The organism is Roseateles sp. PN1 (genome assembly GCF_038419725.1).
Taxonomy (GTDB): domain Bacteria; phylum Pseudomonadota; class Gammaproteobacteria; order Burkholderiales; family Burkholderiaceae_C; genus Paucibacter_A.
Genome location: NZ_JBCARA010000005.1, coordinates 246,187 through 266,514, shown reverse-complemented (window position 1 = coordinate 266,514; position 20,328 = coordinate 246,187). Strand labels below are relative to the sequence as shown.

Here is a 20,328-nt window from a genome sequence, read left to right as displayed (position 1 = left end):
AAGAGCGGGATTATCGCAGTGGCGGTCCCGCTGCGCGCCCCGCCCCCTTTCTCTGCGCCAGCTCAGCGGGTGACGATGGGGAAGACGCCCTTGGATTTGTCGATCAGGCTGAAGAAGCGGCCCAGGTCCAGGGTGCTGCCGCTGATCTTGGTTTGATCGGACAAGAGCAGGTCTTTGGCGCCGGCCGATCCCGTCATCATGCGCAGGAAGAAAGGCTTGCTGAGCGTCAGCGTGGCATTGGCATCGCTGGCGGGTGGGGCCTGTTTGTGGTGCAGCACCGAGTTGTCCAGCTGCAGCACATAGCTTTCCTGAATGTCTGAGAACACCAGATTGATCTTGAGCTGTAACCCCTCGGCCTTGCCCGCATTGATGCCTGCGGCCATCGCCTCCAAAAAGCGCTCGATGGGCGTGTGCTCCAGCATGTCCATCAGCATGGCGGTGCTGGTGCCTTTCTCGGGCGGCCCTTGCCGCAACTCCAGCGCGCCGGTGAGGTAGAAGTTGCGCCAGGGCGCGGACTCCGCCGCATAGCCCAGCTGCTCAAAAGTGCGGGCCAGCAACTCGGCCGCAGCCTTGTCCTTGGGCTGGCTGTAGACCAGGTGTTTCAGCAGCTCAGCGGCCCAGCGGAAGTCGCCCGCATCAAAGGCTTTCTGTGCCGCGCCCAAGGCCTTGTCCGGGCCGCCGGCCAAGCTCACATAGCGCTGGGCCAGCTCCTGCGCGGGCAAGGCATCCAGATTGGATGGGTGGGCATCAAACCAGCCCATATAGAACTGGTAAACGGCACGCGCGTTATGCCGCACCGTGCCGTAATAGCCGCGCACATTCAGATGGTCTTGCAAGGCTTTGGGCAGCTGCAAGGTCTCGGCGATCTCGGCCCCGTTGAGGCCTGCATTGATGCCGTGCACCGTCTGGTCGTGGATGAATTTGTAGACATCGCGCTGCTTGGTGATGAAGTCGCGGATCTTCGCCTCGCCCCAGACCGGCCAGTGATGCTGGTTGAACACCACTTCGGCCCCTTGGACCTGGGCCAGCGAGCGGTCCAGATAGGCCGCCCACTTGAGCGCGTCCCGTACCTTGGCCCCGCGCAAGGTGTAGAGGTTGTGCAAGGTGTGGCTCATCAGCTCGGCGCCGCCAAAAGCCTTCAGATCGGGCAGGGAGAAGGTGAACTCCGAAGGCGCCTCGCTGCTGGGCACGTTGTGAAAGACGAAGCGCACGCCGTCCAGCACCAGCTCTTCGTCGGCTTTTTCAACCAGGCGGGTGGGCGTCAGAATGCCCAACTGGCCATAGGCTACGGCCTTGCCCAGGCCGTCGTCCACCAGGCCGTTGGCGGAGCGCGGCAGGCGGCTGCCGTACATATACATGGAGCGCCGCGCCATGGCGCTGCCCACCATCAGGTTCTCACTGGTGGCTTCTTCCATGAAGCCGGCCGGGGCGACGATGGGCACGGCGCGGGCCTTGGCGTCTTCGGCCGAGAGCACGCCCAGCGCGCCGCCGAAGTGGTCGGCATGGCTGTGGGTGAAGACCAGGGCCGAGACCGGCTTATTGCCCAAATGCTGGCGCGCAAAGGCCATGGCCGCCGCGGCGGTTTCGCGTGAGGTCAGGCTATCCACCACGATCCAGCCCGTCTTGCCCTCGATCAGGGTGATATTGGCCAGATCAAAGCCGCGCAGCTGCCAGATGCCCTCACTGACCTTGAACAGGCCGATCTGATTGTTCAGCAAGGCCTGGCGCCACAAGCTGGGGTTGACGGTGGCGGGGGCGGCGCCTTGCACAAAGGCGAAAGCCTCGTAGTCCCAGATCACCTCGCCCGCGGCATTCTTGACCTGGCCCTTGGGTGCGGCGATGAAGCCGCGTTTGGCATCGGCGAACGTGGCCGGGTCAGATAGGTCGGCGGCCTTGGCCGTGGCCGCATGGGCTTGCTGGACCTGGGCAGAGACCTCGGCTTGCGCCGTGGCTTCCGGTGGCTTGGGCTGGCACGCGGCCAAGCTGAGCGCCATCAAGGCGAGAGAGAGCTTGGGGCGGTGCGTGCATGAACTCAAGGTTTGTCTCCTCCGTTTGTATTCAGTTTTTGGGTGTCAGAAAAGCTTGCACAGTCTTGATCAGCCGCGCCACATACTCGTCCTTCTCGCCCGCCGGCGCCACATCGTGCAAGGCATCGCGGGTGGCAGCCTCACCGGCCTTGCTGAGCATGACCCAGGTCGCCAAGTACTGTGCTGCCAGGCCGCCGCTGGCGGTGGCGATGGGGCCGTGGGCGTGGAAGGCTTCGTCCAGCACGCGGGCGCCGGCCTCGATGAGCCAGGGCTTGCTGCTCGCATCGGTGCAAGCCGGCTGGTCGCCCAGCAGGCCTAGGCGGGCCATCAGCAAGCTGCCCGAGCCTTGCGCGCCGATCAGCTGGCGCAAGGGGTCCAGCTGCAGCCGGTCCAGCAGGGCGGAGTTCTGCGCAAGCGAGCGCGTGTAGAGCCCCGCGCCGAATAACACGACCTCGGCCTCATTGGCCCATTCCAGCGGGCGCTGCAATTGCACGCTGACGCCGTTCACCGAACTGACGCTGTGACCCGGCCCGCACAGCTCGGCGTGCAAGCCCAGCGGTCGCAGCCGATTTAGCAGCCCCAGGGCAATGAAGCTGTCCAGCTCATTGAAGCCGTCAAAGCTGAGGAGGGCGATGCGGGTGGAAGCACTCATGGGGCGGCGCTGCGCAGAGGACTACAGTGCGCGCCATCCTAGTCAAACTTAGCCCTCATGTCTCTCAGTTCAACTCTCGCCCAGGGCGCAGCCCTAGACACGCGCCGCTGGGCCTGGCTGCCGCCGGTTGGCTCGGCCGCCTATTACCTTTTGCTCGGCGTGGTGGGCATGCTCATCTTGGGGCCGCTGGGCGGCATCACCGCCGCGTTCATGAACTTCTCCATCGGCTTTTACGTCGGTGGCCAGGTGCTGGCCGGCATTCTGGGCTCGGTGGTCACCTTTGGCTATGGCACTGAGGGCAAACACGGCGCCAACTACATCCAGACCACGGCCGCTTCGGTCGCGGGCATGATGGCCATGAGCACCTTGGTGCAAGCCATGGTCTGGATGGGCATGCCGCCTGTGCCGACCTGGCAGCTGGTGACCTATATGCTTTGCATCGGCATGATGGCCGCTGGCATTGGCATGCTCTACACGCCCATCTTGGTTGAGCGCATGCAGCTGACCTTTCCCTCCGGCCTGGCCGTGGCCAACATCCTGCGTGCCTTGACCGACCCGGTGCTGCTCAAGCAATCGGTGTCTCGCCTGTTCGGCGGCATGGCAGCGGGTGCCGTTGGTGGCATCGCGGCGGCCAAGATGGCCGTGTTGGGGGTGATTGAGTTGTCCACTTCCACCTTTGGCGCCGGCCTGATCGTGGGCGCGCGGGTGGGCATTCCGGCCATCCTCGGTGGCTTGGTGTTCTGGTCCCTGGCGCCCTATTTCATCAGCATCGGCTGGTTGAAAGAGGGCGAACCCTTCCGCAAGATCGCTTTCCTGATCGCTCTGGGCATGATTCTTGGCGCGGCCATTGTGGACCTGACGCTGATCATGTTCCGCGCCGTCAAGCGCCTGAGCAGCTTGGCCGCCAGTACGCGCGCCAGTGCGGCGGCGCAGGTGCCGGCCGAGCGGGTCGGGCAGGGCATTGGCCCGCGTGCCAGCATGCCGCGCCTGCTGCTGTGGGTGGGCTGCTGGACCGTGGCCACCATCGTGGCCGGCATGAGCTTCTTCAATGAACCGCTGGGCTATATGTTGCTGGCGGTGGGTCTGGTCTATGTGTTTGCCATCGTCAACGGCATCTCGCTGGGCCTGACCGACCAGAACCCGATTTCCTCTGCCTTTGTGGTGACGGTGCTGATCCTGGCCGGCATTGGCCTCAAAGACCCGATGCTTGGCCTGATGGCGGCGATGGTGGTGTTCGTTTCCAGCAGTGTGGCCGGCGATATGCAGCAAGACCGCTCCACCGGCTGGCGCCTGGGCTCCAACCGCACGGTGCAATTCCGCTTCCAGGTGGCGGGCTTGTTGCTCGGCGCAATTCTGGCGGTGGCGATTGCCCAGCTTTTCATGACCGCCTACCCGGTGCTCAAGCTGGACCAAACGGTGATGAGCGAGAGCGAGGCCCCCGCGCAATGGACCTCGGCCATGACCTTCAAATTCGTCGGCGTGCTGCGCAGCCTGACCGAGCCCAAGGCTTTTCAGACCACCGCCATCCTGATCGGTCTGGGTATCGGCTTTGGTACTGAGTTGCTGCGCAAGCTGATCAAGGCTAACGCTGCGTATCAGCGCTTCGTCAAGGCCGGCCGCAAGGGCTTTGCCGCCGACTTCTGCGTGGACGTGCTGCTCTTGCCCAGCCCCTATGCCTCCTCATTCGGCGGCTTTGTGAACCTTCCCACCTCGGCCTGGTTTGCGGCCGGCGGGACCATTTCCAGCCTGATCAACACCTTGAAGCCCAAGCGCAAGGCCGGTGAGCAAGATCTGCCGGACGATATGAGCAGCACATCCCTGGTCGGCGGCGGCCTGATCGCCGGTGACGCACTCGCCGCACTGGGCCTGGGCCTGGCGGGCTTGGCGGCGGTGCTTTGAGCAATCAGCCCAGCGCGGCCGGCTGGCCGCCCGAGCGGCGCAAGCGGCGCTGAACCGCCCAGGCCGCCAGCAGCGTGAAGGCGGCGGCCTGCGCCAGCAGGGTCCAGCCGTAGGGGGCCACCGCTTCCAGCGGCGCGCCCATTTGGTTCAGGCGCAAAAAGGCTTGGATGCCGACCACGGCGGGCACGGCATCGCCCAAGGTCTGCAAGGCCGCCGGCAGCGATTCGCGCGGCCAGGAGAAGCCGGCGATGAAGGCGATGGGCAGCGAGGTGCACAGCAGCGCCTGCATGGCCCGCTCGCGGTCAGCGAACAAGGCGCCCAGGGCCACGCCCAGCGCGGCCACGCCCCAGCAAAAAGGCAGGAGCAAAAGCGTCAGCCCGGCGTTATTGCCGCCATGTGGGTAGCCCAGCCAGGGGAACATCAGGCCGAAGTACCAGGCCGCTGACAGCAGGCCGAAAAGCGCGAAGGCGGCGATGCGGGCCGACCAGGCCGTGAGGCTGTTGTCCCGCGTAGCCTCAGGCTCGCCGGCTCGCGGGCGGCTCTCAAACCAGGTGCCCACCCACAGCGCCGTGCCAATCAGCAGCAGCTGCTGGATGATGAGCACCGCCACCGCCGGCACCACATAGCTGCCATAGCCCTCGCTGGGGTTGTAGAGCGCAATCAGCTGCACATTGAGCGGGCTGCGCGACTGCTCGGCTTGCAGCGGCGGCTGGCCGCGGGCCTTGAGCGTCTTGAGTTCGGCCCCGGCCGAGACCGTGCCAATCACCTCGCCAAAGCCGCTCAGCACCACCTTGTTGGTGAGGAAGTAGGCGCCGTCCGCCAGCACCGGCAGCGTCACGGCCTGGCCGCGCCCCACATCGCGCTTCATGCCCGCGGGCAGCAGCACATAGCCTTCGATCTGGCGGCGCGCCATCAGCGCGCGTGCCTCGGCCTCGTCGGCGCTCACCACGCTCAAGTCCAGGCGCGGGCTGGCCTGGGCGAAGCGCACGATCTGGCGGCTCAGGCTGCTTTGGTCTTGATCGACGATGGCCACCGGCACGCGCTGCAGCGCCTGCGTCGAATAAGGCCAGGGGTAGAAAAATGAGTAGATCACCGGCGCCACCAGCAGCATCAGCAAGGCGCCCTGGTCCCGCAGGGCCGAGGCCAGGGTGGCCGCGAGGTGTTTGAACCAAGACATATCGGCTTGCCCGCTCATCAACGCCGCCCCCAGCTGCTGGGCCGCAAGGCCAGGCGCGGCAGCATGAAGCAGGCCGCCATCAGCAGCGCCAGGCTGGCCAGGGCCAGGCCGCCCAGGGTGGCTTGCAGGCCAGCGGGGCTCAGGCCCGCTTGCAGCAGGCCGATCTGGCCTTGCAAAACCCAGGTGAAGGGCAAGGCCTGCGCCCACATCCGCGCACCCTCGGGCATGGCCATCAGCGGGAAGGCCAGGCCAGAAAAAGCGAAGGCCGGCGCGGTGATGAAACCCGCGGCCGAGAGCACCAGGCGCAGCGAGCGCCCGGCCAATGCAATCGCCGCGCCCAGCGCCAGGTAGAGCGCGATCATCAAGCCGTGCAGCAACAACAGCGTGGTCAGCGTGCCTTCGGGCACCAAGCCCAGGCGGCCCAGAATCAGCCAGAAGGCGAAGTTCACCAAATTCAGCAGCAGCCAGGCCGGGGCCAGCTTGGCCAGCAGCGCAGGCAAGGCCTGACCCCCGCTGGCGGCCAGCCAGGCGGGCGCGGTGGCGTCGCGCAGCTCACGCCCCACCGTCCAGCCGCCGGCCACCATGGCCAGCAGATGCAGCAAGGCCGGGATCAGGGCGGTGGCCAGAAACTGCTGGTAGTTCAGCGCGCCGTTGTAAAGCGCGCCCAGGCTGCTGCGCAGGGGCTCGAAGGCCTCTTTGGCCGCCAGCGGACTTTGGCCGCGCTTCTCGCGTGCCGTCAACTCAATGCCGGCCGACAAGGTGGCCACCACCGTGCGCACGTCTTTTTGAATCAGGCCCGAGTGGCTGGAGAACTGCGCGTTATGCAGCAGGGCCAGCTGCCCGGCCTGGCCATGCTTGATGCTGCGCGCCAGGTCGGGCGGAATCACCAGCGCGGCATAGACCTCGCCGGCGCGCAAGGCGCGCTGCATGGCTTGTTCGTCACTGAACTGGGCGCTGATGCGCAGCCCCGGCGCGCCGTCCAGCATGCGCTGCAACTGGCGCGACAAGGCGCTGTGGTCGCCGTCCAGCACGCCGATGGGCAAGCGCGTGGGCAGGCCCGCCGCAAAGCTCCAGATCACCATCAGGCCCAGCAGCAAGGGCACCCAGCTCAGCATGGCCAGGTCGAAGGGGCGCGCCCAGAGCAGGGCGCACTCGCGGCGCAAGCTGTCGCGCCAGGGGCGGGGGTTGCTCAGAGTCTCGGGCATGGTGGGGTCAATGCGGCATCAAGGCACGCGGCGGGCGGACAGATGAAGTCTCACTTCACCAGCACACTCATCCCGGGCCGCGCTTGCGCAATCGGCTGCAGCGGCTTGGCCTTGACCTCAAAGGTCCGCAAGTCATAGCCCTGGTTGGCGCGGGTGGCGCGCCAGGTGGCGAAATCCGGCAGCACTTGCGAGGCCGTGACCTTGAATCGCACCGTGAGCGGCTTGGCCTGGCTTTTCAGCGCGGGCAACTCAGCGTCGAATTCCTGGCCGATGGCAAAGCGGGCCAGTTGGTCCTCGCGCACATTGAACACGGCCCATTGGTTTTGCAGGTCCACCACGGTCAGCACCGGCACGCCGGCGGGCGACAACTCGCCCACCTTGGCCAGCAGCTTGGCCACTTCGCCGCCCACCGGGCTGCGCAGCTCGGTCTCGGCGCGGGCGCTTTCCACTTCCTGCACCACGCCGGCCACTTGGGCGGCTTGGGCTGCAGCTGCGGCCTTGTCTTCGCTGCGGGCGCCGGCGCGGGCCATATCGGCTTGGGCCTTGGCTGCATCGGCCAGGCCTTGCGAGGCATGCCAGTTGGCTTCGGCCTCGTCGCGCTTTTGCTGCGCCACCAGGCCGTCTTTGTAGAGGCTCTCCACCCGCTCGTAGCTCTTCTTGGCCAGCTCGGCCCCGACCTTGGCGCGCTCGTAATTGCTCTGCGCCATGCGGATTTCTTCGGGCCGCGCGCCGTTCTTGGCTTTTTGCGCCACCGCTTGCGCGGCCAGTTCGGCGCTATTGGCTTGCGCCAGCTTGGCCGCAACTTCGGGGCTGTTGATGCGCAGCAGCAGGCTGCCGGGCGCGACCTTCTGGCCCTCTTGCACCATCAGCTCGGCGATGCGGCCGGTGAGCTTGGGCGCGATATCGGTTTCCTGCGCTTCCATCATGCCTTGCAGCTGCTGGGGCGGCTCGCGCCCGCCTTGCAGCAGGGCGTAAACGCCCCAGGCGCCCAGGCCCAGCAAGAGGACGGGCGCGACGATCTGGCTTGGTTTGAGTTTCATGGCTTTGCTATTCGTTCTACTTGCTTGCGGGCTTGCTTGCGGAAGCGCTGATTCACTCGACGCGCAGATCGGCTTGCGCCAGGAATTCGCCCAGGCGATGGATCTGGCCGCTGGCTTGCAGCAGGCCGGTCAGCGCCATCACGTACTCATACGCCACTTGGGCGCGCTCGGTGCGCAGCTTGGCCAGATTGAGTTCGGCGTCGATCAAATCCAGCGCCGTGCTGGTGCCCTGGCGCAGGCCGGCTTGGCGCAGGCGCAGCAGCTCCAGGCCCAGCTCGTCTTGCGGCGCTAGGCCGATGAATTGCTCGCGCGCACGTTCGGCGCTGCGCCACTGCTTTTCCACCAGCAGGGCGATGTCGCTGCGGGCCTGGGCATCGGCGGCATTGACCTGCTCGATCTGCTTGGCGTGCGAGCGCGACAAGGCCTCGTGGTCGAGCGAATCCCATAGATTCACCCGCACGCCTACACCGGCCACCCAGTCGCGGTTATGGCTCAAATTGCTTTGGCCGAAGGCAAAGAGCTGTGGCTTGTTGAGCGCGTCGCCTGCTGCCTTGGCTTGCTCGGCCTGGCTGCGTTTGGCGGCCACTTTGGCCAAGCCGGGGTGGTGGGCCAGGGCTTGGTCAATGAACTCTTGCAGCGGTGCCAGCGGCTGGCTGCGCAGGGCCAGCGGCGTGCTGGGCGTGGGCGGCGCGCCAGCCAGCTTGACGCTGCGGGCCAGGGCCACTGCGGCCATCTCAGCATCGCTGCGCGCCTTGCGGGCCTGGTGGCGGGCGTCTTCCAGCGCGGCGCGCGCCTGCAGGCGTTCGAGCTGAGACACGACGCCGACCTTGAGCATCTTCTCCAGCGCCGCATCATGCTCGGCCACGCCTTGCACCACCGCCTCGCGCAAAGCGGCGGCGCGGCGCGCCAATTGGGTCAGGAAGTAACGCTGCGCCAACTGGCCCAATGCTTCTTCTTCGATATGGCTCAGCTCGGCCTGCGCTTCGTCACCCTGGGCTTTGCTCAAGCCGCGTGCCGCGTCGGCCGCGCCGCCCATGTAAATGGGCCAGACCGCGTTGAGGATGGCGGTTTGATTGCTGTTGCGCCGCTCAAGCGTGTAGTCGGAAGGCAGCGGCGGCAGGGGCGGCAACAAGCCTGCAAGTCCTGGCGGCAAGAGGCCGATCGCGTTACCGAGTCCCTGGTTGAGCGGGTCCAGGTTCAGGTCGAGGCTGGCCTTGTAGCTGTAGGCGGCGCCGTAGAGGCTGACGATGGGCCCACCCAGCCGGGCAACGCCTTCGCTCTGCGCCTGGCGGTAGGCCACATTGGCGCGCGCGCCGGCCAGCTGATCGGAGCCTTGTTGCAGCTGCTGCACGGCGTCCTGCCAGCTCAGTCCCGGCGGTGCCGCCGTGTCCGCCGCCCAGGCTTGGGCGAGCAGCATGGGCAGGAAAAAAATCAGCCGCAGCGCGGCTTTCGATGGGGTGGGGGTGGAGGCGCTCACGCCGCTGAGGTTAACCGATCTCGATGGCTGTTTGGCCGCACTGAGGGGGGCTCCAATTAGGGGGTCGCAGGCGGCAGCTTGAAGCCGGCGCAGGGATCATCGCGCGTGGCGGCAGGTGTACGCCAGACATGGGTGTACAAGCCCGCAGTGGGCTGGCCAATTTCTGCGAAGCCCACGCTGATCACACGCGCTTTTGGGGCCTGCTGCTGAATCCAATAGGCCAAGCCATAGTCGCTGCGAATATGACCATTGCCGGCCAGCAGCAGCACCGGTTTAGACCCGTCCTTGGCGGCGGCTTGCATGGTGCTCCACAGGCTGGCGTCGCGCAGGCCCTGCGCCCAGATCATGCCTTCGAGCCGTGGGCCGCTGAGTTGGCCGCAATGGCCTTGCACCAGGTCGGCGGCCAAAGCGGCGCGCCCCGTCGCTGGCAAAGGCGTGGCGTCCATTTGGGCGCGGGCGAAGTCGGGCAAGGCATAGCGGCCTTCTCGTGCGACCTGGCGTGCCAGCGGGGATGCTACATTGCCGCCGAGCAATGTCATGCCCGAAGCCCTGAGCCCTTCAAACAAAGCCTCGTGCAGCGGCCAGCGCCAGGCCCTGGCCTCAAAGCCGGCGCCGCTGAGCTGGCTCAGCAGATCCAGTTCGGGCCGCAGCTGCAGCTGCGCAGGGGCGGGCAGGTGTTCGGCAACGACCACGGCGGGCGCGCGCAACTGGGCCAGCAGCGCGCCGCGACGCTGATGATGCAAAGGGTTGTCATGCACTTCACCCAGCAGCACAAAGTCGCTTTGGCGCATCAGCGTCAGCAAGTCGGCCGGGCTCAGCACTTCTTGGCTGCGGCTATCGATCAAGCTTTCGCCCGTGGGCTCCCTTGCTTCGGGGCTGGCTTGGGCAGTCGTCGTTGTCATCATCACTGCCGCCGCCGCCGCCGCCGCCGCCGCCAGCAGCAGGGCGATGGCCGGACGAGCTTGGTGTGAAGGCGCATGGCGGGCGGGCATGGAGTCGTGCAGCATTGGGATGAGATTCTCAAAAAGAGCTGGCGCTCTGGTGTCGATGGGCCGCAAGAGGATGGAACTCATTGCAGCAGATCTTGTTGCAAGGTGAAGCGCACCGGGTACTCCACCCAGCTGGCGACGGTTTGCTCCCCACGCCGGGCCGGGATGAAACGACAGGCTTGCGCGACCAGCCGGGCCGCTTCATCGAATAGACGCAGGCCGCTGCCCTGCTTGAGCTGGATGTCGGTCGCGCGGCCTTGTTCGTCCACTTGCACCCGCAGCGTCACCCGCCCTTGCAGACCGCGTTCGCGCAGCAGGGCGGGATAGAGCCGGGCGGTGTTGCTGGCCGAGCATTGGCCATGCTCGGGCGGCAGGCTGGCCGCCACCCATTGGGCTTCGGGCGGCTGTTTGCTGGGGGCCGGTGCTGGCGCTGGCGTGGTGGACTTGCTGTCGACGGCCGCGGGCGCTTCGGTGGCATGGGCCAGCAAGGGCGCGGGCTTGAGCGTTGGCGTGGCAGGCGCGGTGGCCTCGCTTGTTTCTTGGCTGGCGACCACCGGCAGCAACGGCAGCGCCGCGGGCGCCAGCAGGCGCGGCCGCAGATGCGCTGGCGCAGGCGCTTGGCTTGCAAGCGCCTTGGTTACCTCGCTGGCAGCGCGCCGCTGAGGCACGATGAAGGCGCTGATCCTGGCGCCGTCGGTGGGCTGGGCGCGCAGGCGCTGCGGCGTGGCGCTTGAACTCCAGGTCCAGCAGCAAAGCAATGCGGCTGAATGCAAGATGAGCGATAGCCATAGGCCTGGCCTCAGGGGCCAGCTCAGGCTCCAGCTCATGCCGCCTCCGCCACCCGGCGCGCGGCAATGTTGCCTGAGCGGCTGGCCAGCAAGGCCATGCCCTCGGCGTCTTGCAAGAGCCGCAGGCGCAGGCCGTAGAGCTGTTCCAGCAGTGGCAGCACGGCGGGAACCGCCTCGCAATCGGCCAGGATCTGGCCGTCCTTCAAGAGCCATAGGCGCTCGAAGTGATTCATGGCCAGGCTCATATCGTGCAAGACCGCGACCAAGGCATGACCGCGCTCGGCGGCAAATTCGCGCATCGCGTGCATCAGCTCCAAGACCAAGCCGGGGTCCAGCGCCGCCAGCGGTTCATCCACCAGCAGCACGCCGCCTTCGGCATCCCAAAGCTGCGCGAAGACGCGGGCCAACTGCACCCGCGCTTGCTCGCCCCCCGACAAGGTGTCGAAGCGCCGCCCCCACAGATGGCTGGCATGCGCCTGGGCCAAAGCCTGGCGCACGAGCGCCATTTGCGTCGGATCGACCTCGCGCGCCACACGGCCGAGCGACACCACCAACTCGACCGGCAAGGCGAACGCCAGGCCGTGGCCCTGGGGCAGTACGGCGCGCCGGCGCGCCAATTCGGGCGCCGACCAATGCTGCAGATCGCGGCCGCCCAAGCTGACCGAGCCCTGAGAGGCGGGCAGCTCCTTGGCCAGCAGTTTCAGCAGGCTGGATTTACCGGCGCCGCTGGGGCCCAGGATGGCGACGCGATCACCGGCCCGCAGCTGCAGATTGAAGCGACCCAGCTGGCGCGAACCCACGCGCAGCGAGGCTTGGTGCACTTGCATCAACATGGCTCAAACACTCCCCATGCGCTGCACCGACTTGCGCAGCATGAACAAAAACCAGGGGGCGCCGATCAAGGCGCTGAACACGCCCACCGGGATTTCCGCCGGTATGGCCAGGGTGCGCGCCAATGTGTCGGCCAGCATCAGCAGCAAAGCCCCCGCCAGCATCGCGATTGGCAGCACGCGGCGCAGGTCTGCCCCCACCCATTGGCGCGCCAGGTGCGGCGCCATCAAACCGATGAAGCCGATGCTGCCGCACCAGGCCACGGCCAAGGCGCTGAGCAAGGCCACGCAGGCGATGGTCTGCAATCGCAAGCTATGGACCTGCACGCCCACATGGCTGGCCGCCGCCTCGCCAAGGGCCAGGGCGTTGAGCCGGGGCGCCATGCGCTTGGCCAGAGTCGCCGCCAGCACCACGGCCCCACCCATCAGCGCCACCATCAACCAGCTGGCGCCGGCCAAGGAACCCAGGGTCCAAAAGCTCAGTGAGCGCAGTTGCTCATCGGTGGCCACGTGGCTGCACAAGCCGACCAGCGCAAAGGCCAGGGCTTGAATCGCCAGGCCGCTGAGCAGCAGCGCGGCGATGGAGCCCGGTGCCAGCCAGCGCGCCAGGCGTTCCAAGGCGAAGCACACCAGCAAGGCGCCGGCGAAGCCGACGGCCGGCAGCAGCCAAACCCGCCAGGGCGCAGGCAGGGCCAATTGCAGGCCGGCGAACAGGGTCAGGCTCAGGGCCACAGCGGCCGCCGCACCGCTGGTGACGCCCAGCAGGGCCGGGTCGGCCATCGGGTTGCGGAACAGGGCTTGGCTCAAGGCGCCCGCCAGCCCAAGCCCCGCCCCAACGCTGGCCGCCAGCAAGATGCGTGGCAGGCGCAGCTGCCACAGCACATGCGCGCCGGCGCTGCCGCTGTCCTCATTCCACGGCCCGTGCAGCCAGTCTTGCAGGCCAATCGGCACGGCGCCCAACTGGCTCAGCGTGAGCAGGAAGACGAGCACGGCGGCGGGCAAGGCAAGCATGCGCAGCAGGCGTGCACGCGAGCCGGGCTGGACAAGTGGGCGATTCAGACCCGCCGCAGCGGGCAGGCTGGCATTGAGGCGGCTCATGGGCAGGCGCTCCTTCTACTCTCGCTCAATTTGGCTCAGGCCTTGGCGTGCAGCGCCGTGGCCAAACGGCTCAAGGCCAGCGGCAAACGGGGGCCGAAGCCCAGCAGCTCCAAGGCATCCATGGACACAAGGCGTTGCGCCCGCCCTGCGGGCGTCTGGGCCAGGCCGGGTAGCTTCAGAAAGTCCTGAATGCTGCCGGCCGCGGCCAAACCTTGGTCGGTGACCAGCAGGATGTCGGGTGCGGCGGCAATCGCGGCCTCGGGCGTCAGCTGCCTATAGCCCTTGAAGCCTTGCACCGCGTTCTCGGCCCGGGCATAGCGGAGCATGGCATCGGCCGCAGTGTCTTGCCCGGAAATGCGCAGCTGTTGCGGGCCATGCGCCAACACGAACATCACCCGAGGCGGGCGGCTGGCGTTTGCGCTGGCTTGCAGCTGCTGCACTTGGGCCACGCTGCTTTGCCATTGCCGGCGCAAGCGCTCGGCCAGAGCTTGGGCCTCGCTGGGCCGCTGCAGCAATTGACCCAGTTTCAGGCAGCGTTCAATCAGGCCTTCAAAACGATGTTCGGCGCTCAGCACATGCAGGGGCACGCGGGCGGCTTCCAGCTGGCGCAAGACGGCCGGAGGGCCGGCATCTTCGGTGGCCACGATCAAGTTGGGTTGCAGCGATAGCAGGCCTTCGGTGGCTAGGGTGCGGGCGTAGCCGACCTGGGGCAGTTTCTGCGCCACGGCGGGGTAGAGCGAGCTGCTGTCCACGCCCACCAAGAGCTGTTGCAGGCCGAGTTCGTAAATCAACTCCGTCACGGCGCCGCCCAGGCTGATGACGCGCAAAGCCTGGCTTTTGGCCGGAGCTTGCGCCCAGGCGCCCGGCAGACCGAGGCCCAGGCCGATGCTGGCCGCCCAGGCCAAGCACTGACGGCGCTGTGTTGGCGCCAGCGCTGTGCGTGGGGTGGGGGCGGGCTTCATGGGCACGCGGCCAACTCCGCCGCCGGGTCGGTCAGGCTGTTGAGCAGGCTGCGCCAATCGCAGCGTTCGGCTTGGCCCGGCTTGCGTTCGCCGAACAGCATGGCGATGTTGCGGCCTTCGGCGTCGAAGAGTTCCAGTGAACTCACCAGGCCATCGACGGTGGGCTTGCGCACCAGCCAGACCTGCGCGATGTGATCTTCTCGCAGATGGAGATTGAAGCCGGGATCGAGGATATTGATCCAGGGCCCCATGACGGCCACTTTCTGCACCGGCCCGGTGTGGATCTGGATCAGGCCGGGGTTGCCGACGAAGACCATGATGGACACGCCCTGCTGGGCGGCACGGCTGATGAGTTCGTGCACGCTGCCGATCGGCAGTGGCTGAACAAACTGCGCATCCGCGAGCCGCAGGGCTTGGGTTCGGCTGAGGCCAAAGCGCTTCAAGAGGCTGAAGAAGTCATGCGTATCGCGCAAGGAGGCCCAGGCCGCGCGCAGGCCAGGCACGTCGATGTCGGCGTCGCTGCGCTCGCTGGGCTCGGCGGGCACTGGGCCGAGTTCAAGGCCGGGCGTTTGGTCTTCGGCCGCAAAAGCGCTCAGCAATGCGGTGTAGGCGGCCAGATCGCTTTGCGGGCGCAGGAAGACCTTGTGGATGGCCGAGCCCGCTGCATCAAAGAACTGCAAGCTGCGTTGCAAAGCGCCGTCGGACAGGCGCTCGCTGACCGCAAAGCCATGCGACCAGACGCGATAGAACAGGCGCAAATCGATCTCGCCGAGCACCAGGCCCACGCCGTGCTGGGCCGAGGCCTCGCGGTAGACGCCCACTTTCTCGTGCACGCAAGAGGCGTTGCGGGTCAGCGCCATCAGCTCGCCCAAAGGCTCCAGGGCGGCGATCAGCTCGGGCCACTCGGCCTTCAGCCGCAAGGCCTGCAGCGGTGACTCCTGCGCTTCGAAGTGGCCGACATGCGCGGCGATCAACTCGCCTTCGCTGATGGCCAGTGACTCGGCAATATCGCGATGACGGGCTCGGTGTTGTTGGCGCGCCGAAGTAAAGGCTTGGCGCAGATCGCTGTAGCGGGTTTGCATAGGGGGCTCCTGGGTAGGGGGAATCAGAAGTCGGCGCGCAGCGAGAGCTGCACCTGCCGGCCGGGGGCGGTGTAGGCATCAAGCACGGCGTTGCTGGCTTCCAGGCCGCGCACGTCGGCCCACTGCCAATACTTGCGATCGCCCAGATTGGTGATCAGGACATTGGCGCTCAGGCCAGCGCTGATGCGATACGAGGCGCCGAGATCAACAACGTCGAAGCTTGGCGGCAAGAATGCCTTGGCATCGCTGACTTGTGAGGCTGGCTTGGCCGCGCTGTGCAGCCAGTTGGCGCGCAAGCTCCATGGGCCGACTTCGTACTTGGCGCTGAGGCTGGCGCGGGTGGGCTGAATCGTGTCGAGTGGCCGGTCGGCGCCGTCGACCTGGCTGTCGCCGCGGCTGTGGGCGATGGCGGCATTGAGTTCCAAGCCCGGGGCGGCTTGCCAGATCAGCCTTGCCTCAGCGCCGCGAATCTGCGCTTGCTGCAAGTTGATGTACTGGAACACCAGCGGATCGTTCGGCCGGCCGCTGCCGCGCACCACTTGCTGGCTGATGAAGTCTTTGTAGCGGTTGTAGTAGGCACTGAGTTGCCAACGCAGGCCGCTGATCGGCTGGCCGCGCAGGCCGGCTTCCAGGCTGTTGGCATGCTCGGCTTTGAGCTCGGGATTGCCGATGCTCATATAGCCGTGGACCGGATTGGCAAAGCCATTGTTGACCTGATCGGGCGCGGGTGCGCGGAAGCCCAAGGCCCATTGGGCATAGGGCTGCAATTGCTCAGTGGCGCGCCAGACCAGGCCCAGCCTTGGCGTCAGGGCCTGGTCGCTGAGGCGCACGGCCGTGCCGCTGTAGCCCTCGGGCTTGGGGGCCAGCCGATAGCTGTCGTAACGCAGGCCGGGCACCAAGCTGAAGTTGCCCGCTGCCAGCTCGCTTTGAACGAAGCCGCCCAGTTGGGTGTAGTCGGTGTCAGGGAAGGGTTTGCTGGGGAAGGTCTCGCCGGCGGGCGGCACCGTGCCGTCACGCAGCGCTTGGATGTGGTTGCGACTCAGGTCGAGGCCATAACTGATCATTTGGCCGGGCAGCTGGGTCTGGGCCTGGCTGCTCAGGCCGAGCAGACGCTCGCGGTATTGGCCCGATCGGGTGCGGTCGGGCGAGATGTGGCGGTCTTCGCTGGCAAATTGCCGGGTCTCGCTGTCTTGCACATAGAACTGGGTCTTCAAGGCATGCAGCCAGCTGGCGTTCAGGTCCTCAAAGCGATGCTCCAGCGAAAAGCGTTGCCGCTCCAAGCGGTCTTGCGCTTGCAGATCGACGACGGCGCTGGGTGCCTTGGCATTGACGGTTTCGGCGCGTGCCGAGAGCACATCGGTGTCCACCTGGCGGCGCCGGCCTTCCGCGGTGGCTTGCACCTGGTGTTGGCCATTGATGCGCAAGCCGGTCTTGAGCAGCCAGCTCTTGCTGCTGATATCGGCTGGGTTGGCCGCGGTGCGGCTGCTGTTGGGGGCTTGGTTATCGCCGTGGTTTTCGGTTTCATGGCCGCTGCGGCTGCTCAGCAAGAGCAAGCCAGTCCAGTCGCCGCTGCGGCCGGCCACCGCGCCGGACAGCCCGAGGGAGCGATCGACCGACAACCAGCTCGCGCGCGCAAAGCCGCCCGTGGTTTTGCCGTTCACCAGCAGGTCTTCCGGGCTGAGGGTGCGCAGGCTGAGCGCGCCGGCGAGGCCGTCACTGCCGTATTGAGCCGAAGCGGGGCCGCGCAGCACTTCGGCGCCGGCCAGGGTGTCCATCTCGGTGTAGTCGAGTCGGCCGCTGGAGAACGCGCCGAAGTTGAAGCTTTGCGGCAAGCGAATGCCGTCCACCAGCATCAGCACCTGATTGCCTTCCAAGCCGCGGATATTGAGCCCCTCATTGCCGCCGCGGCCGGTGGCCGCACCTGCCGCTGTGAAGCGCGGTGACGCCGCGCGCACGGCCAGATCGACCTCCTGATCCAGCAAGGCTTTGAGGTCGCGGGCATCCCGCTGCGCCAGCTTTTTCTTGCCGTAGACGCTGACCGTGTTCGGCACTGCGTCAGTGCTGCGCTCGGTGCGGGTGCTGCTGACGGTGACTTCACTCAGCACAACACTGCTGTCGGGCGCTGGTGCTGAATTCTTTGTGGAGTTTTGCGCCCAGCCGATCGAAGGGCTAAAGGGCAGGCATAGCGCAGCGAGCGCCAGCGCGACGGGAGTCTTGCGCAGCATAGGGAATCAGTCCGAAGTGATGACACACGGGCTGGCTCACAGTGGCTGGCTGGTGCAGAGGAAAGCAGGGATCAGGGTGACCGGAAAGCCGCTTGCTCAGCGGCGCTGAACGCAAGGGCACCCGTCATTGCTTCGCAGCATAGCACAGTACATGCGAATCATTCGCATTTAGATTTGTGAGGGGTGGCGGGGTGATCGTTGATCGCGGTTGGCTTGCGATGCCGTGGCCACAAAGAAAAGGCCCCGGCGCTGAGACAGCCGGGGCCTTGTGGATCACTTGAAAATTCGCGCGGGCCAGGTCTCGCAGGTTTGGCCGATTGGCGGGCGCAGCCTGCGCTGCGGCCTCGCCTGTACTTACTCTTCCAGCAAGCTGCGCAGCATCCAGGCGGTTTGCTCGTGCACCGTCAGGCGTTGGGTGAGCAGGTCGGCGCTGGGCTCATCGGCGGCTTTTTCCACGGCGGGGAAGAGCTTGCGGGCGGTGCGCGCCACGGCCTCATGGCCTTCCACCAGAATGCGCACCATCTCCAGCGCCTTGGGTGGCGTGGTGGGCGCGTCGGACAGCGAACTCAGCTGCGCGAACTGTGCATAAGAACCCGGCGCCACATGGCCCAGGCTGCGGATGCGTTCGGCAATCGGGTCAACCGCATTCCACAGCTCGGTGTACTGCGCCATGAACATGGTGTGCAGGGTGTTGAACATCGGCCCCGTCACATTCCAGTGGAAGTTGTGCGTGGTCAGGTAGAGGGTGTAGGTGTCGGCCAGCAAATGCGCCAGGCCGCTGGCGACCGCGGCGCGGTCCTTGTCGGAGATGCCGATATTGATCGCGCTGCTGCCGATGTTCTTGCCCTTGCTGGTTGCTGCCTTCTTGGCCATGGGATGCTGCTCCTGGTTGGGTTTGAGTGAATGTGGTGCCGGCTCGCGACAGACCCTGGCTACTCAGGGCTGTCATCCTAAGCGGGACTATATTCCTCGCTTGGCCCACCTAGGCCCGGCCCCTGGGTTCCTAGGGATGCGCGGCCAGGTTTTGCAGCCGTTCGCCCAGTTCTTGCAACTCGCGCCGCAAGGCGGCTGGCTTGATGACGTGCCAGGCAAAGGGCCAGCGGCTGATCTCGCGGGCCAGCGCAGCAAGATCGTCGATCTGCGCGTGCAAGCTGAGTGGACCGCGGCTGCCGTCCAAGCGCCCCAACTCCGGGGCGATATGCCGCTGCGCCGTGGCCAGGTCGGTGTGCAAGCGCATCTGCACGCTGTGCGTGCGCGGCAGCTCGGCAATCGCTTGGGCCAAATGGCCCAGCACATCAAAGCCCTTGGGCCGCAAGAAGCTGGCGGGCTTGGCCTCCACCGCTTCCACCCGGTCTAGCCGGAAGCAGCGCAAGGCGCGGCGCAGATGGCAGTGGCCCACGGCATACCAGGCACCGGCCCGGAAGGCCAAACCGTAGACATCGACCTCGCGCACGCTTTCCTCGCCCGAGGGCGCGCGGTAGTGCAGTTCCACCCGCTGCTGCGCCCGCGCAGCGGCGGACAGGGCCAGCAACTCCTGGCTGCGCGGCAATGCGGCGGAGCGGCCATCTCGGGCCTCCATCGCCACCACCTCGCTGACATCGCGCAGGCGTTTTTGCAAATTCTTGGGGCTGACGCGCTCCAGCTTGGCCTGGGTGCTGGCAATGGCGGGCAGGATGCCGTGCAGGCCCAGCTCGCGCGCCGCCCGCAAGCCCATTGCCAGGGCCAGGGTTTCGTCCTGCGTGAACATCAGCGGTGGCAGCTTGTGGCCGGGGCCGACTTGGTAGCCGCCGTCGCAGCCCCGGCGCGCTTGCACTGGCACACCCAGGGCCTGCAAGTGGCCGATGTAGCGGCGCACCGTGCGGGCGTCCACCCCCATGGTCTGCGCCAGCTCGGCGCCGCTGACTTGTTGCTTGGACTGCAGCAATTCCAGCAGGGCCAGCACGCGGCTGGTGGGTTTGCTCTTGTTGTCAGTGGGCATGCTGGCGTGGGCAAGCTTGGCGCAAGCCGAACAAATCGATATAGGGCGGATTCTGTCCTGATTGATGCTTAGACTGCGAGCCGCTTTCCATTCATCGTGCTGACCTCAGCCAACCCCCGCCATGCAAACCGCCAACAGCTTGTGGATCTTCTTCGCCTTGACCCTGGGCATCATCGCCCTGCCAGGGCTGGACATGGCCTTCATCGCCGGCAGCGCCACGGCCGGCGGCCTGCGGGGTGGGCTGGTGGCTATGGCCGGCGTGGTGGCGGGCGGCTTTGTGCATGTGCTGCTCAATGTGCTGGGGCTGGCGGCCTTGCTGATGCTGTGGCCGGGCGCGTTTCAGGCCCTACTGCTGGCGGGCTGCGTCTATATGGCCTGGATTGGCTGGGGCATGTTGCGTGCACCCGTGGGGGGCGATGAAGGCGCGAGTGCGGCGTCAGCGGCAGCGCCCCCGCCGGCCTTGGGCTCGATGCCGCGCGTGTTCATGCGCGGCATGATGAGCTGCTTGCTCAATCCCAAGGCCTATGCCTTCATGCTGGCGGTCTTCCCGGCCTATTTGCAGGTGACGCAGCGCAGCGTGGCGGCGCAAGCGGCCTTGCTGGCCGCCATCATTGCCGGTAACCAGATCGTGGTTTACGGGGCGGTGGCGGCTGCGGCAGCCGGGGCGCGCCATTGGCTGGGGCCGCGTGGCGCCACGGCGGGCTGGATGGTGCGTGGCGTGGGCCTGGTGTTGATCCTGGCTGCTGTGTTCACGCTGTGGCGGGCGTGGCCCTGAGCATCAGCTGGCGCTGTGGCGCATCCAGTCGACGATGAACTGCGCGCCCAGGGCGCTGCCTGAGAGCTGAATGGCCAGGCCGAGCAAGTGGCGGGGTTTGTTGAACATGGGGTACTCCTTTTGG

General features: G+C 66.6%; 17 protein-coding genes. 2 read left to right on the top strand and 15 right to left on the bottom strand.

Annotated features, from left to right (window positions below):
* Positions 1-62 precede the first annotated feature (62 nt).
* Both AABB87_RS10505 and AABB87_RS10500 read right to left on the bottom strand, forming a co-directional pair.
* Positions 63-2,036, bottom strand: coding sequence for an alkyl/aryl-sulfatase (locus AABB87_RS10505; protein ID WP_341971186.1), 1,974 nt, complete (start codon positions 2,034-2,036; stop codon positions 63-65).
* A gap of 22 nt (positions 2,037-2,058) precedes the next feature.
* On the bottom strand, positions 2,059-2,679 hold the full coding sequence (locus AABB87_RS10500; protein ID WP_341971185.1) for an AraC family transcriptional regulator: 621 nt from the start codon (positions 2,677-2,679) through the stop codon (positions 2,059-2,061).
* 57 nt (positions 2,680-2,736) lie between these two features.
* On the opposite strand from AABB87_RS10500, the gene AABB87_RS10495 reads away from it, so the two are divergent.
* Positions 2,737-4,578, top strand: a complete 1,842-nt coding sequence (locus tag AABB87_RS10495; RefSeq protein ID WP_341971184.1) for an OPT/YSL family transporter — start codon at positions 2,737-2,739, stop codon at positions 4,576-4,578.
* A 4-nt stretch (positions 4,579-4,582) separates the two neighbouring features.
* Here the strand turns inward: AABB87_RS10495 and AABB87_RS10490 are convergent, their stop codons facing one another.
* The 13 genes from AABB87_RS10490 to AABB87_RS10430 all read right to left on the bottom strand — a co-directional run bounded on the left by AABB87_RS10490 (position 4,583) and on the right by AABB87_RS10430 (position 19,429).
* Positions 4,583-5,773, bottom strand: coding sequence for an ABC transporter permease (locus tag AABB87_RS10490; protein WP_341971183.1), 1,191 nt, complete (start codon positions 5,771-5,773; stop codon positions 4,583-4,585).
* Positions 5,773-6,960: an ABC transporter permease gene (locus AABB87_RS10485; RefSeq protein WP_341971182.1), complete on the bottom strand. Its 1,188-nt coding sequence runs from the start codon at positions 6,958-6,960 to the stop codon at positions 5,773-5,775. The genes AABB87_RS10490 and AABB87_RS10485 overlap by 1 nt, the downstream gene beginning before the upstream one ends.
* A 50-nt stretch (positions 6,961-7,010) precedes the next feature.
* Positions 7,011-8,000: an HlyD family secretion protein gene (locus AABB87_RS10480; RefSeq protein ID WP_058721470.1), complete on the bottom strand. Its 990-nt coding sequence runs from the start codon at positions 7,998-8,000 to the stop codon at positions 7,011-7,013.
* A 52-nt stretch (positions 8,001-8,052) separates the two neighbouring features.
* On the bottom strand, positions 8,053-9,417 hold the full coding sequence (locus AABB87_RS10475) for a TolC family protein (protein ID WP_341971181.1): 1,365 nt from the start codon (positions 9,415-9,417) through the stop codon (positions 8,053-8,055).
* 116 nt (positions 9,418-9,533) lie between these two features.
* Positions 9,534-10,550 (bottom strand): ChaN family lipoprotein, encoded by a 1,017-nt coding sequence (locus AABB87_RS10470; RefSeq protein ID WP_341971180.1) that lies wholly within the window; start codon positions 10,548-10,550, stop codon positions 9,534-9,536.
* Entirely contained in the window at positions 10,547-11,239 is a 693-nt protein-coding gene (locus AABB87_RS10465) for an energy transducer TonB (RefSeq protein WP_341971179.1), read from the bottom strand. The genes AABB87_RS10470 and AABB87_RS10465 overlap by 4 nt, the downstream gene beginning before the upstream one ends.
* 50 nt (positions 11,240-11,289) lie before the next feature.
* Positions 11,290-12,087 carry an ATP-binding cassette domain-containing protein gene (locus AABB87_RS10460; protein WP_341971178.1) on the bottom strand — a complete coding sequence of 266 codons (798 nt, stop codon included), beginning with the start codon at positions 12,085-12,087 and terminating at the stop codon, positions 11,290-11,292.
* A 3-nt stretch (positions 12,088-12,090) separates the two neighbouring features.
* Entirely contained in the window at positions 12,091-13,182 is a 1,092-nt protein-coding gene (locus AABB87_RS10455; RefSeq protein WP_341971177.1) for a FecCD family ABC transporter permease, read from the bottom strand.
* 35 nt (positions 13,183-13,217) lie between these two features.
* Positions 13,218-14,144 carry a heme/hemin ABC transporter substrate-binding protein gene (locus tag AABB87_RS10450; protein WP_341971176.1) on the bottom strand — a complete coding sequence of 309 codons (927 nt, stop codon included), beginning with the start codon at positions 14,142-14,144 and terminating at the stop codon, positions 13,218-13,220.
* On the bottom strand, positions 14,141-15,226 hold the full coding sequence (locus AABB87_RS10445) for a hemin-degrading factor (RefSeq protein ID WP_341971175.1): 1,086 nt from the start codon (positions 15,224-15,226) through the stop codon (positions 14,141-14,143). The genes AABB87_RS10450 and AABB87_RS10445 overlap by 4 nt, the downstream gene beginning before the upstream one ends.
* A 23-nt stretch (positions 15,227-15,249) precedes the next feature.
* Positions 15,250-17,451, bottom strand: a complete 2,202-nt coding sequence (locus AABB87_RS10440) for a TonB-dependent hemoglobin/transferrin/lactoferrin family receptor (protein ID WP_341971173.1) — start codon at positions 17,449-17,451, stop codon at positions 15,250-15,252.
* A 354-nt stretch (positions 17,452-17,805) separates the two neighbouring features.
* Complete coding sequence (locus AABB87_RS10435) at positions 17,806-18,324, bottom strand: Dps family protein (RefSeq protein ID WP_058721478.1); 519 nt, start codon at positions 18,322-18,324, stop codon at positions 17,806-17,808.
* A gap of 130 nt (positions 18,325-18,454) precedes the next feature.
* A complete protein-coding gene (locus AABB87_RS10430) occupies positions 18,455-19,429 on the bottom strand; it encodes a helix-turn-helix transcriptional regulator (protein ID WP_341971172.1) in 975 nt (324 codons plus the stop codon).
* Between the two features lie 121 nt (positions 19,430-19,550).
* Between AABB87_RS10430 and AABB87_RS10425 the strand changes: the two genes are divergently transcribed.
* Positions 19,551-20,204: a LysE family translocator gene (locus AABB87_RS10425; RefSeq protein WP_341971171.1), complete on the top strand. Its 654-nt coding sequence runs from the start codon at positions 19,551-19,553 to the stop codon at positions 20,202-20,204.
* Positions 20,205-20,328: the final 124 nt, after the last annotated feature.